This is a genomic window from Amycolatopsis decaplanina DSM 44594 (assembly GCF_000342005.1).
In the GTDB taxonomy this organism is placed as follows: domain Bacteria; phylum Actinomycetota; class Actinomycetes; order Mycobacteriales; family Pseudonocardiaceae; genus Amycolatopsis; species Amycolatopsis decaplanina.
Window position 1 is genome coordinate 17,370 of record NZ_AOHO01000058.1, and the last position, 12,105, is coordinate 29,474.

A 12,105-nucleotide genomic window follows, 5' to 3' on the forward strand; every position below is an offset into this window, starting at 1 on the left:
GGCTCCGAGTTGGACGTGGACGTGTTCGTCGCCGCGCACCAGGCCGAATGGAACCGGTTGCGTGACCTCGTCGGCCGCGCCGGGAAACTCAGCGGCCCGGACGCCGACGAGCTGGTGACGCTGTACCAGCGCGTCGCGACGCATCTTTCGATCATCCGCTCGGTCGCGCCCGACCCCGTGCTCGTCGCGCAGCTGTCGGGTCTGGTCGCGAAGGCGCGCTCGGCCGTCACCGGTTCGCACAGCCCCGCCTGGCGCGAGGTCGGCCTCTTCTTCACCCGGCGATTCCCGGCGGCGCTGTACCTGAGCCGGCGCTGGTGGCTGGCGTCGGCGGCGGCGTCGATCGCGGTGATGGCGATCGCGGCGGTGTGGATCGCGGGCGATCCGCAGGTGCTCGCGTCGCTGGCCTCGCCCGAGGAGTTCAAGGACCTGACCGCTCCGGGCGGGAAGTACGAGACGTACTACTCGTCCGACCCCGCGGGTTCCTTCGCCGCGCGTGTCTGGACCAACAACGCGTGGGTGGCCGCGACCTGCCTGTTCCTCGGCGTGGTGCTGGGGGTCCCGGTGATCTACGCGCTCTGGGCGAACTCGCTGAACCTCGCGATCGGCGCGGCGCTGATGTCCTCGGCCGGGCGGCTCGACGTGTTCTTCGGCCTGATCCTGCCGCACGGCCTGCTGGAGCTGACCGCGGTGTTCGTCGCGGCCGGGACGGGGCTGAAGCTCGGCTGGACGGTCATCGACCCGGGACGCCGTTCCCGGACGGCGGCGCTCGGCGAGCAGGGGCGATCGGTCGTGGTGATGGCGCTGGGGCTGACCGTGGTGCTGCTGATCTCCGGCGTGATCGAGGGTTTCGTGACCCCGTCGGGCCTGCCGACCTGGGCCCGGATCGGAATCGGAGTAATCGCCGAGGTCGCGTTCTTACTTTACGTGTTCGTCGTCGGGCGCCGGGCCGCGAAAGCGGGCGAAGTGGGTGACGTCGACTGGCGATACGCTGGAGATTCTCGACCGGAAGCGGGCTGACCTGGTTAGCTCCTTTCATGGGGAGAAAACGGTTACGCGTCTTCGCGATCTTCGTCCTGTCCGTACTCGCCTCGACGCTCCTCGTCGGCGCGTCCCAGGCCCGGACCGTGTCCGCGCCGTCGGGCAAACAGAACTGGGTGGTGAGCGTCGGCGGTTTCCGGACCGACGCCGACCGCAATTACGTCCGCCTCGGATATCTCGTATTCGATCCGGCCGACAACACCGTCGCGCACAACTTCTGGACCTGGAGTCAGGCGGACTTCCCCGTCCCGGTCGACAGCGGCGATGTCTACTACTGCGGCGACTGGGCGCCGGGTACCAATCCCCGCAACAACTGCCCGATCAAGACCGCGCCAGGCTTCACCGGTGCCCCGAACGGCCACTTCACCGGCACCTACGCCGAGACCGCCGGGCAGGTGGCCATCACCTGGACCAGCAGCACCCTCGACGGCACCACCACCGCCGTGAACCTCGCCGAAACCTGGGCGGTTTCGGAGACGCGACCTGGTCTCGGCCGGCTTCAATTGGTGAGCGACAACTACTCGATCACGAGCGGCATCGCCTACGGCAGTAACGCCTCCCTCGCTCAGACCAGCAAGGCCCCGATGAGCTCGGTCCGCGCGACCCAGCGGTCGTATCTGCTCGAAGGGCAGGGCGTGAATCGCCGCGCGATCACGAACTGGACCCGGGGCAGCAGCGGCGCGCTCGGCGTCGGCCCGGGGTGGAACAAGTGCGACGACGGTTCTTGCCTCGGGTTCGTGCAGTACGACTCCGGCTGCGACCCGTCCTCCTGCTGCCCGGCCGGCCCCGGCTACGAGGCGTGCGCGCGGAAGATCATCGATACCGGCGACAGGCGGTTCTACTACCTGAGCGACGCCTTCGGCGGACGTCGCAACAGCTACGAGTTCTGGTGCGAATGCCTGTCCTACAACGGTTGCTACCTCGGCAACAGTCACGTCCGGCCGCTGCTGCAGGTGATCGACGACGCGGGCGCGTTCCAGGGCTGGGTCGGCGCCGAGGTCAGCCCCGACCGGAGCGGCTCGCGGGATCCCTCGGGCGAGTACTACTCGACTTTCGCGCTGGTGGCGTAGTGCTGAAGGGCACTTTCCCCGCATGCGATGCGAGGAAAGTGCCCTTCACCGCGTGCGACGAGGGAAAGTCCCCTTCAGCAGGTGCAGCTGCCCTCGAAGGTGATGCTGTTCCCGTCCTCGAGGCTCGCGCTGCCCGCGAACCGGATCTCGAACTCGCCCGGTTCGGTCAGCACGATCTTCGGGCTCGTCGCCGAACCGTCGGCGCCCGTCTTCGCCGTCGCCGTCTCGGCGCCGCCTTCGAAGACCAGCACGTTCTTCGGCCGTGCCGCGCGTACGAAGAAGTTCACCGGCACGTCGGCCGCGGGCTGACCGTTTTCCCCGACCACGCGCACCACGAACGGCTGACCGGGCGTCTTCGTGGACAGCCGCTGCCCGTTCCCCGACAGGATCGCGAGCGTCCGCACGCCCGCCGCCCAGGTGTTGGACAGTCCGGGCAGCGAACACACCTCCTGGTACAGCCGCGCCCCGACGGTCGGCGCCTCCGCGGTCAGGCAGCGCGCGGTCGCCACGTTCGCCAGCAGCACCAGGCCGGGCAGCCCGGCGTTGCGGCGCCACTGCTGATGACGGTCCTTGCCGTCGCAGGCCACGAGTTTGACGCCGACCCCGTCGACGGGGCTGATCGCCGCCAGGCACTGTCCACTCGCGACATGCTTGTACGAAAGCGCCGCCTTGTCGTACACCCATTGCGCGCCGGCGTCCTTCGCGTCGGCGAGGGCGAGCTTGCCGTCGGCCGCGGCCAAGGAGATGGTCCCGCCCCCGTCGGCGAGGTAGACCGGTGTCCCGGCGGGTTGCGCGGAAGCGGGCGGCACGAGCAGCACCGCGGGGAGCAATGCGAAGAGCAGCACGACCTTGCGCAAACCTGGCCCCAATCCTGTCGGTCCGGATCTCCTCCCGAGCTAACCGCCCGCGACACCCGCCGCCAACCGTCACCACTCCATCGGGTTCAGCCGGAGCGCACGCGCGCAGAACGACGCGGTCCGGTAGTGGAACGGCACCCAGACCTCGGCCTCCGGACCCGCTTCCCGCAGCACCGACGCCAGCAGGGAAGCACCTTCCACCAGCCAGGCCCCGGGCAGCGGTCCATCGGTTCCTCCTGATGATCGGTCACCAGGGGGTCGGAGCCGGTTCGCGGCCCTCAACATCAGAGTCGCCCGGCCGCCTTCAGCGCCAGATACCGGTCCGCCAGCCGCGGCGGCAGATCCTCGGGCACGGCGTCGACGACCTCGACCCCGTGCCGTGCCAGCCGCGCGGTGACCTGGCGCCGTTCGGCCAGCACTCGCTCGGCCGCGGCCGCGTCGTAGACGGCTTCCGCGTCACCACGGCCCGCCGCCATTTCGGCGACCCTGGGGTCCGCGACCGAAGCGATCATCAGCTGATGCCGCGAGGTCAACTTGGGCAGCACCGGGAACAAGCCTTCTTCCAGCGGTGCCGCGTCCAGCCCGGTCAGCAGGACGACCAGCGCACGCCGCCGGGTCCGCCGCAGCACCTCCGCGACCATTCCCCGTGCGTCGGTCTCGACCAGCGACGATTCGAGCGGGGCCATCGCGTTCACCAAGGCGGGCAACAGCTCTGTCGATCCCTGGACCGCGGCGTGGACCTGCCGGTCATAGGCCAGCAGATCGACGCGGTCGCCCGCCCGCGCGGCGAGCACGGCCAGCAGCAGGGCCGCGTCCATGGCCGCGTCGAGCCGCGGCGCGTCCCCGACCCGGCCCGCCGAAACGCGGCCGGTGTCGAGCACCAGCACCACATGCCGGTCGCGTTCCGGACGCCAGGTCCGCACCATGACGTCGGACGCGCGCGCCGAAGCCCGCCAGTCGATCGACCGGACGTCGTCACCGATCACGTACTCGCGCAGGGAGTCGAATTCCGTGCCCTGGCCCCGGATGAGCACCGCGTTGCGGCCGTCGAGCTGCTGCAGCCGCGCCAGCCGTGACGGCAGATGTTTGCGGCTGTGGAACGGCGGCAGCACCCGCACGGTCCACGGCACCTCGTGCGAACCCTGCCGTGCGGCGAGTCCCAGCGGCCCTGTCGACCGGACGGTGACCCTGGCCGCGGTCCGGTCACCGCGACGGGTCGGCAGGAGACGGGTGGTCACGACGCGGCGTTCGCCCGCGGGCAAGGTCAGACGGTGCCGGTCGTCCGCGCCGGCGCTGGGCGGCCAGGCGTCCCGGAGCCACGCGCGCACCGGACGGCCGCCGGGATTGGCCACGGTCAGCGTGACCTCGCACGCCTCCCCCAGCCGCACGGACGTCGCGCCGGACCGGGCGAAATGAAGGCGGCGCACACTCCCGGCGAGCAGGAGATCCAGTGCCACCAACAAAAACAGCACCGCCGCGGCAAGCCCTATCCCGGCCCACGAGGGCAGCAGGAAACCGACCACCGGCGCCGCGAGGAGCGCCAGCAGCCCGAGCCGCCCGGTGACGGCCATCAGCGCGGAACGGGCACGGACGCGAGGACGCGGTCCAGCACACCGTCGGCGGTCGCGCCTTCGAGTTCGGCCTCGGGCCGCAGATCGAGGCGGTGCCGCAAAGACGGCCGTGCCAGGGCTTTGACGTCGTCCGGGGTGGCGTAGTCACGGCCCGCGAGCCACGCCCACGCCCGGGTCGCGGCCAGCAGCGCGGTCGCGCCACGCGGGGAAACGCCGAGCCGCACGGACGGCAGCGACCGCGTCGCCCGGCAGACGTCGACGATGTAGGCGAGCACTTCGGGGCGCACGGTGACCCCGGCGACCGCGCGCCGGGCGGCGTCGAGCTGGGCGGCCCCGGCGACCGGGGTGACCCCGGCCGCGGCCAGGTCGCGCGGGTCGAAACCCTGCGCGTGCCGGGAAAGGATGCCGAATTCGTCCTCGCGGGAGGGCATCGGCATGGTCAGCTTCAACAGGAAACGGTCCAGCTGCGCCTCGGGCAGGGGGTACGTGCCTTCGTACTCGACCGGGTTCTGCGTCGCGATGACGATGAACGGATCGGGCAGCAGCCGCGTCTTGCCGTCGCTGGAGACCTGACGCTCCTCCATCGCCTCCAGCAGCGAAGACTGCGTTTTCGGCGGGGTGCGGTTGATCTCGTCGGCCAGCAACAGGTTCGTGAACACCGGGCCCTCGCGGAAGGAGAACTCGCCGCTGTGCGCGTCGTAGACGATCGAACCGGTGATGTCACCCGGCATGAGGTCCGGCGTGAACTGCACGCGGGTCGTCTCCAGGTCCAGCGCCGCCGCCAAAGCGCGCACCAGCAACGTCTTCGCCACCCCCGGAACGCCTTCGAGCAGCACGTGCCCCCGGCACAGCAACGCGATGATGAGCCCGGTGACGGCCGCGTCGTTGCCCACCACGGCCTTTCCGACCTCGGCGCGCAGGGCGATCAGCGCCGCCCGCGCTTCGGCCGCACCGTCCACACTGGATTGCCCGGTCAGCCCGGTCTGTTCGGTACTCAAGACCGCTCCACCTCTCGTTCCACGACATCGAGTCCGTCCGCCAGCCGCACCAGCGCGGCGTCGTCGGCGGGCGGGTCCCCGTACAACAGCGCGCCGATCTCGGCGGGCGCCCGGCCGGTTCGCGCGGCCACGGACTCCACCAGTGCGGCCGGTTCGACGTCGCGGGTGAGCCCCAGCAACGGCCGAAGCCGCGCGCGGGCCGCCTCACGCAAGATCTCCCCGGCGTGCGCGGCGGCCTTCGCCTTGCGGTACAACCTCGCCCGTCCTTCGGTGGCCTCGGCCGCGCGCACCACGACCGGAATCGGCTCGGCCACCACCGGCCCCAGCCGGCGAGAGCGCCACAGCGCCAGCAGCACCACCGCGACCCCGGCCTGCAACGCCGCGTACGACCAGCCCGCCGGGATCAGTTCGGACAACGGCTTCTTCTCGGTCTCCAGCGACGAATCGGCGGCCGTCGGCAGATACCAGACCAGCCGCTGGTGCTTCCCGAGCAACCGCATCGCCAGCGCCGCGTTGCCCTCGTCGGCCAGCCATTCGTTGGTCAGCGGGGCGGGAGCGCCGAGCACGGTCACCGTCCCTTGTGGACCGGGGACTTCGAGGTAGGAACCGCCGTAGCATTCCCGCGCCCTCGGCTGCGTGGCCGAATACTTCAAGCCGCCCATCGTCGCGCTCCCCGCCGCCACGGGATCCTCCGCCTGGCAGTCGGGAACGCGGCTCTCGGTCTCGACCTGGCCGGTCACCCGCACACCGGGAAGGACTTCCTCGACCGTGCCAGAACTCGGCCGCACCAGCACGACGTGCTCGGCGTTCCGCCTGATTTCCGCGAAGGTGCTCTTGGGCACGTAGGCGGGCTGGGTGATCAGCACGGTCGTGCCCGCCGCGAAGCCCTTGGCCTCGGCTGCGGAGCGCACCGTGGTGATCTTGACGCCTTCCCGTTCCAGCAAGGTCGCCAGCGCGCGACTGCCACCGGGCTCGTAGGAACCCGGTTCGAGCGCGCCGGTGGTCTGCTCGCCCCGGAAGAGGACGAGTAGCGTCCCGGTCAGCACGATCAGGAGGACGACCGCGAGCGGGAGCCGCACCCCGCGCCAGATCCGGCGGGCGTCGGGCGAAACCGAGGTCATCCGGCCGCCAAGACGACGGGCCTGGCGCGGCGGCAGCGTTCGTCCAATTCGGACAGTGACCGGTAGCCCGCCTCGGTGGCCGGGATCCCGCCGTAGTGCACGTCGTCGAACAACCGGGCGCCGGCGCGCAGGGGGACGGCGACGCCGGGAAGCAACCGTCCGGCCTCGATGGCGGCCTCGTCGGCGGTCCGCCCGGACTTCTCGTCCAGCAGCGCCCGCTCCTCCAAGGACCGCACCACGGCACGGAACAGTTCACGGACGGCGTCGTCGAAGTCACCCCTCGACGCGGCCTGCTCGGCCGCCTTGCGATGTTCGCCGGACGCCTTGCGCTGCCCGGCGAACACGGCGCGTCCGCTCTTGGCCGACGTCGCCAAAGGCCCGGACTTCAGCCGGATCACCACGACCAGCACGATCAGCACGACGATCAGCAGCAGCACGGCGACGATCCCGCCGGGCACGGCGCTGTCGACCGTTTCGAGGAAGCCCAGCAGTTTTTCGACCACCCAGCTGAACGCCTCGGACAGCCAGCTCGGTTTCGCGGCCTGATAGGCCTGGCCCGAGAGCTCCTCGGCAGCGCGCAGCCGGGCGGTGTCCCGGTCGATGTCGACCGGGACGTCGGTGAGGAAGCGCGTCACCATGCCTGCGGCGGGGGCGGCGTCGCGATCCCGGCCGCGCGGGCCAGCTCGATGTCCATGCCCTCACGGCGCATCCGCTGATCGATGTAGAGGATCACGGTGACCAGCGCGCTGAACGGACCGACGATCGTCTGCGCGATCACCGTGCCCACCGACTGCAGGATCAGGTCACCGGTCGACGGAACGTATATCTGGTTCAGATCGCCGAAGATGGACAGGAAGGCGCTGAAGCTGAACGGGATCGTGATGATCGACGCCAGGAACGACGAGATCACGTACGCCAGCAACAGGATCCCGAAGACCCGCCAGAACATTCCCGAGACCAGCTTCACCGACCGGCGGAACGCCTCCATCACGGTGCCGCGTTCGAGGATGAACGCCGGGCTGGCCAGCGCCCAGAAGGTGTAGGGGATGATCGCGGGCAGCAGGCAGAAGATCGCCGCCACCAGGATCGCCAGCGTGTAGAGCACGGTCAGCCCGAGCAGCGGCAGCAGCCGCGGCGCCGCCTCCTTCACGGCCTCCTTGAAGGTGACCGGCTTGCCCAGCACGGCCTTGCCCATCAGGACGGTCAGGAATCCGGTCAGGACGGTCGTCCCGAGCAGGGTGGCGACCAGGGTGATGAACGACGTCGCCAGCGTCCCGCCGAGGACGCCGAGCAGCTGGTTCATCAGCTCCTGATCGGTGGCCGCCGGGCCGAGATCGCGGATCTGTTCGAGGTCGCCGGTGGTGTCGACCAGCAGCAGCCCGACCAGGTTGAGGGCCGCGGTGAGCACGGCGGTGACCGCGGCGGCGCCGAAGACCATCCGCCAGTACTTCCGCATGGCCGTGACCGCACCGTCGAGGATGTCGGTCAGGTTCAGCGGGCGCAGCGGGATGACCCCGGGCCTGCCGAGGCCGACCTTCCAGTTCGGGTAGTGCTGTTGCGACGGCGACTGGTAGGACGGCGGTGGAGGCGGCGGTGCCGCCCCGGACGGGGACTGCCACTGCTGCTCCGGCGCCGGTGACGGCGGCACTTCACCCTGCGGCGGTGTCGGTGTGTCCGCCCGCGGCTTCGGCGTCTCGGTACCCTCCGGCCCGGACGGTCCGCCGGTCTCCGTCATGCGACAGCCCCTTACCCGTTCACGTTGCTTACGCACACTCTTCCAGAGGGTCCGACACCCGGCCAGAGCTGGGGGGACGACACTGACGGGTGACCGCTCGCCTCACGCTGGATACCCTCTGCAGCCGAGCTGTGGGTAGGGACGCCGTTAGCTCGTTATGCTGAACATCGGGCCGGGTACCCCCGGTTCGCCCCTAGAACCACCGGGACCGACTTGATGACGCAACCGCCCCACGGCCAGTGGCCGCCACGCGGCGCCGTCCAGCCACCGCCGGTGCACGGCCAGCCCCCTGCCCAGTGGCACGGAGCGCCGCACCACTTCCCGCCTCCGCCGCCGCGCCGGTCCGTGGGCGCGATCGTCGGTATCTGCCTCGGCGCGGTCGCCGTACTGGTCCTCGGCCTGGTCGCGATCGTTTCACTCAATCGTGACGACTCCGATCACGTAGCGAACGCGGGCTACAGCACCCTGCCGAACACGAGTTCGCAGGCGGAACTGCCGCCGAGCGGGTCCTCGTCGCCGCCGTCCTCGACGAACCCGTTCCCGACGTCGGCGACCAGGGCGCCGTCCTCGTCGAGCGGTCCGCAGAAGATCCTCAAGCTCGGCGACCACCCGATCCTCCAGGACCCCAACGCCGGCCTGCAGAACCGGGTCTGCACGCTGCCGCAGTGGCAGAGCAACCAGCAGGCCGCCGAGGCGTTCTTCACCGCGGCGGGCAAATGCCTCGACAACGCTTGGGGCCCGTTCCTCGACGCCTACGACCTGCCGTTCACCCCGCCCGCCCTGCACTTCCCGACCGGGGCCAGCTTCGAAACCGAATGCGGCACGATCCAGGTGGGCATCGCGACGGCGGCGTACTACTGCGAGAACAACCTCTACGTGCCGTTCCGCGGTCTGCAGACCGACCAGTACGGCAACAACCCCGGCGTCTACCTCGCCCTTTTCGCGCACGAGTACGGGCACCACGTGCAGGAGGTCGCCGGGCTGATGGACGCGGCCTGGCAGAAGATCTACGACGCGGGCCAGAACAGCCCTGCCGGGCTGGAGATGTCGCGGCGCAAGGAACTGCAGGCGCAGTGCTTCTCCGGGATGTTCCTCGGCGCCCACGTCGACCAGGGCGGAACGGTCAGCCGGGACATGTACAACAAGGCCTGGAACGACCAGGAGACCCGGGGCGACAACACCTCGCGCAGCCAGGACCACGGGACGAACGCGCATTACGCGTCCTGGTGGCGGGCGGGTGCGAGCAACAACCGCATCGCCGACTGCAACACCTTCTCGGCCCCGGCGAGCGCCGTTTCCTGACGTTGCCGAAGTACGTGAAGGCCCCCTTCATTGCGCTAGACGCAGTGAAGGGGGCCTTCACGTACTTGGGTGGCGGGTTGCCGCTCGCCGATAGACGCGGTGCCGTGGGCGATTCCGGCTTGCCCGGTCCGGCTGGTCAGCAGGCTCGTGAGGTCGTCGAAGGTGTCGCGAAAGCCACTTTCAGGACATCAGGTGTCGCGAAAGTGGCTTTCGCGACATGCACCCATGCGCCTCAGCCCAGGCGAGCTTTGGTACAGGTCCTCGTGAGTGGTGAGGACGGTTCTAACCGTCCTCACCACTCACGAGCCACAAGTCAGGCCGTCACCGGGACACGTGGGCCGCGCAACACCAGGAAGACGTACATCCCGCCGGCGAAGCAGCTGAACACCAGCAGCGCCAACCCGAGCGGCCGCCGCGCGTCGCTCGCTCCCACCGTCGCGTCGGTCGCGTGCACCGAGACGGCGTCCCCCGAGGCACCGTCGGGGACGACGACCTCGAGATGCTCGCCCTGGCCGTGCCCGCAGCCGTTGAGCGAACCCTCCATCGGCTTGCCGCCGAACTCGAACTTGACCTTCTCGGTGGCGCCACCACCCGTACAGGGCGCGGGCTCGACGACCTCGGCCTTCACCGTCGTCCCCTGGTTCTCGTTCGTGATGCCGAACAGCCCAGGCCCGGCGAACCAGGCCAGGAAGATCACCAGCAGGCCGACCCCGGCCGCCACGGCCAGAGAGTTCCACCCCGGGGTGAGCCCTCTGGCGGGGTCCGATCGCTTGCGCACGAACGCCATGCTCTCAGAACCTCGCGGCAAAACACAGGAGACCTCTCGACCAGGGGAAGTGACAGCAAAGGTCCCCCGCTACCGCTCGATCGTCTCCGCGGCGGTCACCTTCCGGATGTACAGCAGCTTGTCCCCCGGCTCGATCGCGTCCGCCTGCGGGGCGTCCACGCGGTACAGGACGCCGTCGCGGACGACGCCCAGCACGATGTCCGGAAGATGCCGCGGCGAACCGCCCTCTTCGGACGGTTCCACCGGGCGTTCGGCGATCGCGAGGCCGGACTCGGGCGTGAGCAGGTCCTCGACCATGTCGACCACCAGCGGCGTCGACGTCGCCATGCCGAGCAGACGCCCGGCGGTCTCGCTCGACACCACGACCTGGTTCGCGCCCGACTGCTTGAGCAGGTGGACGTTCTCCGCCTCCCGCACCGACGCCACGATGTGCGACTTCGGCGCCAGCTCGCGGGCGGTCAGCGTGACCAGCACGGCGGTGTCGTCCCGGTTCGGGGCGACGACGACGGCACGCGCCCGCTGGACCCCGGCGACGCGCAGCACGTCGGCGCGGGTGGCCGAGCCGTGCACGGTCACCAGGCCGAGTGACGTGGCCGCTTCGAGGGCCTGCTGGTCGGTGTCGACGACGACGATGTGATCGGGTTCGACGTTCTCATCCCCGAGCAGCGCGTTGACCGCCGACCGGCCCTTCGTGCCGAATCCGACGACGACCGTGTGGTCACGCACCTTCGTCCTCCACTTTTGGATCTTGAAAGCCTGCCGGGAGCGCTCGGTGAGCACTTCGAGTGTGGTACCGACCAGGACGATGAGGAAGAGCACCCGCAGCGGGGTGATCACCAGGACGTTCACCAGCCGCGCGGACGGCGTCGCGGGCGCGATGTCACCGTAACCCGTGGTCGACAGCGACACCGTCGCGTAATAGAGGCTGTCGAGGAAGGTGAGCCCGTCGCCGTTGGCGTCGCGGTAACCGTCCCGGTCGAGGTAGACGATCAGGACGGTCGCGAGCAGGGCGAGTATCGCGCCGATGATCCGTTTGAGGATCGACCGCAGCGGGCTGACCGTCAGTTCCGGCATCCGGATCACGCCGACGAGCTCGTGGTCCGGGCGGTCGCTCAGCCTGACCGGGAAACGCTTGAGAACCCTCATGCACAGGCTCCGGCCTGGTCCGCGTCACTCACGGTCGGGAGGATAGCCGAAGATCCTCGCGTTCAGCGCGGTATGCGAAGCTCGGGGCATGTCTTCGGATTCCAAGCCCTCTCAGCGGCCCGCCTATTTCCTCGCCGGCCTGCTGGGCGTGGCCGGTGTGCTGCACTTCGTCCAGCCGAAACCCTTCGACGCCATCATCCCGAAGCAACTGCCCGGCTCCCCTCGGGCGTGGACCTACGGCTCCGGCGTGGCCGAGCTGGGTGTCGCCGCCGCGGTCGCCGCTCCGAAGACGCGGCGTCTCGGCGGGCTCGCGGCCGCACTGCTGTTCGTCGTGGTCCTGCCGGGGAACGTGAAGATGGCCGTCGACGCCGACCGCCGGAAGGCCCCGAAGCACTGGCGGACGGCCTTCTGGGCTCGCGTCCCGCTGCAGATCCCTCTCGTGACCTGGGCCCTCAAGGTGCGCGACCGCGCCTGACCCCC

The 12,105-nt window shown here is 70.0% G+C and carries 13 protein-coding genes; 4 read left to right on the forward strand and 9 right to left on the reverse strand.

What is annotated here, in order from left to right; genetic code table 11:
• The first annotated feature begins 9 nt into the window (after nt 1-9).
• Both H074_RS19375 and H074_RS19380 read left to right on the forward strand, forming a co-directional pair.
• Nucleotides 10-1,017, forward strand: a complete 1,008-nt coding sequence (locus H074_RS19375) for a stage II sporulation protein M (RefSeq protein WP_007031744.1) — start codon at nt 10-12, stop codon at nt 1,015-1,017.
• A 17-nt stretch (nt 1,018-1,034) separates the two neighbouring features.
• Nucleotides 1,035-2,108 carry a hypothetical protein gene (locus tag H074_RS19380; protein ID WP_007031745.1) on the forward strand — a complete coding sequence of 358 codons (1,074 nt, stop codon included), beginning with the start codon at nt 1,035-1,037 and terminating at the stop codon, nt 2,106-2,108.
• A 74-nt stretch (nt 2,109-2,182) separates the two neighbouring features.
• Here the strand turns inward: H074_RS19380 and H074_RS19385 are convergent, their stop codons facing one another.
• The 7 genes from H074_RS19385 to H074_RS19410 form a co-directional block, all read right to left on the reverse strand.
• Nucleotides 2,183-2,965: a hypothetical protein gene (locus H074_RS19385; RefSeq protein ID WP_007031746.1), complete on the reverse strand. Its 783-nt coding sequence runs from the start codon at nt 2,963-2,965 to the stop codon at nt 2,183-2,185.
• A gap of 69 nt (nt 2,966-3,034) precedes the next feature.
• Complete coding sequence (locus H074_RS42090) at nt 3,035-3,166, reverse strand: hypothetical protein (protein WP_268744769.1); 132 nt, start codon at nt 3,164-3,166, stop codon at nt 3,035-3,037.
• Between the two features lie 83 nt (nt 3,167-3,249).
• On the reverse strand, nt 3,250-4,536 hold the full coding sequence (locus H074_RS19390) for a DUF58 domain-containing protein (RefSeq protein WP_007031747.1): 1,287 nt from the start codon (nt 4,534-4,536) through the stop codon (nt 3,250-3,252).
• Nucleotides 4,536-5,495, reverse strand: a complete 960-nt coding sequence (locus tag H074_RS19395) for an AAA family ATPase (protein ID WP_039922905.1) — start codon at nt 5,493-5,495, stop codon at nt 4,536-4,538. The genes H074_RS19390 and H074_RS19395 overlap by 1 nt, the downstream gene beginning before the upstream one ends.
• Before the next feature lie 35 nt (nt 5,496-5,530).
• The gene (locus H074_RS19400) at nt 5,531-6,655 is read right to left on the reverse strand and encodes a DUF4350 domain-containing protein (protein ID WP_007031749.1); all 1,125 of its coding nucleotides are present in this window, start codon (nt 6,653-6,655) and stop codon (nt 5,531-5,533) included.
• A complete protein-coding gene (locus H074_RS19405; protein WP_039922906.1) occupies nt 6,652-7,293 on the reverse strand; it encodes a DUF4129 domain-containing protein in 642 nt (213 codons plus the stop codon). The genes H074_RS19400 and H074_RS19405 overlap by 4 nt, the downstream gene beginning before the upstream one ends.
• Complete coding sequence (locus H074_RS19410; protein ID WP_007031751.1) at nt 7,287-8,390, reverse strand: DUF7847 domain-containing protein; 1,104 nt, start codon at nt 8,388-8,390, stop codon at nt 7,287-7,289. The genes H074_RS19405 and H074_RS19410 overlap by 7 nt, the downstream gene beginning before the upstream one ends.
• Nucleotides 8,391-8,606: 216 nt before the next feature.
• Here H074_RS19410 and H074_RS19415 point away from each other — a divergent pair, with 216 nt between their 5' ends.
• On the forward strand, nt 8,607-9,692 hold the full coding sequence (locus H074_RS19415; RefSeq protein ID WP_420805389.1) for a neutral zinc metallopeptidase: 1,086 nt from the start codon (nt 8,607-8,609) through the stop codon (nt 9,690-9,692).
• Nucleotides 9,693-10,005: 313 nt separating this feature from the next.
• On the opposite strand, the gene H074_RS19420 is transcribed toward H074_RS19415, so the two are convergent.
• Nucleotides 10,006-10,413: a hypothetical protein gene (locus H074_RS19420; protein WP_007031753.1), complete on the reverse strand. Its 408-nt coding sequence runs from the start codon at nt 10,411-10,413 to the stop codon at nt 10,006-10,008.
• 135 nt (nt 10,414-10,548) lie between these two features.
• Entirely contained in the window at nt 10,549-11,625 is a 1,077-nt protein-coding gene (locus H074_RS19425; protein WP_007031754.1) for a potassium channel family protein, read from the reverse strand.
• 88 nt (nt 11,626-11,713) lie between these two features.
• Between H074_RS19425 and H074_RS19430 the strand changes: the two genes are divergently transcribed.
• Nucleotides 11,714-12,100: a DoxX family protein gene (locus H074_RS19430; protein ID WP_007031755.1), complete on the forward strand. Its 387-nt coding sequence runs from the start codon at nt 11,714-11,716 to the stop codon at nt 12,098-12,100.
• Nucleotides 12,101-12,105 lie beyond the last annotated feature (5 nt).

Bases quoted from the DNA above. Each gene is read 5' to 3' on its own strand.
- H074_RS19380 (WP_007031745.1), top strand. From the start codon at position 1,035: ATGGGGAGAAAACGGTTACGCGTCTTCGCGATCTTCGTCCTGTCCGTA.
- H074_RS19405 (WP_039922906.1), bottom strand. From the start codon at position 7,293: ATGGTGACGCGCTTCCTCACCGACGTCCCGGTCGACATCGACCGGGAC.
- H074_RS19430 (WP_007031755.1), top strand. From the start codon at position 11,714: ATGTCTTCGGATTCCAAGCCCTCTCAGCGGCCCGCCTATTTCCTCGCC.
- H074_RS19390 (WP_007031747.1), bottom strand. From the start codon at position 4,536: ATGGCCGTCACCGGGCGGCTCGGGCTGCTGGCGCTCCTCGCGGCGCCG.
- H074_RS19415 (WP_420805389.1), top strand. From the start codon at position 8,607: ATGACGCAACCGCCCCACGGCCAGTGGCCGCCACGCGGCGCCGTCCAG.
- H074_RS19410 (WP_007031751.1), bottom strand. From the start codon at position 8,390: ATGACGGAGACCGGCGGACCGTCCGGGCCGGAGGGTACCGAGACGCCG.
- H074_RS19400 (WP_007031749.1), bottom strand. From the start codon at position 6,655: ATGACCTCGGTTTCGCCCGACGCCCGCCGGATCTGGCGCGGGGTGCGG.
- H074_RS19425 (WP_007031754.1), bottom strand. From the start codon at position 11,625: ATGAGGGTTCTCAAGCGTTTCCCGGTCAGGCTGAGCGACCGCCCGGAC.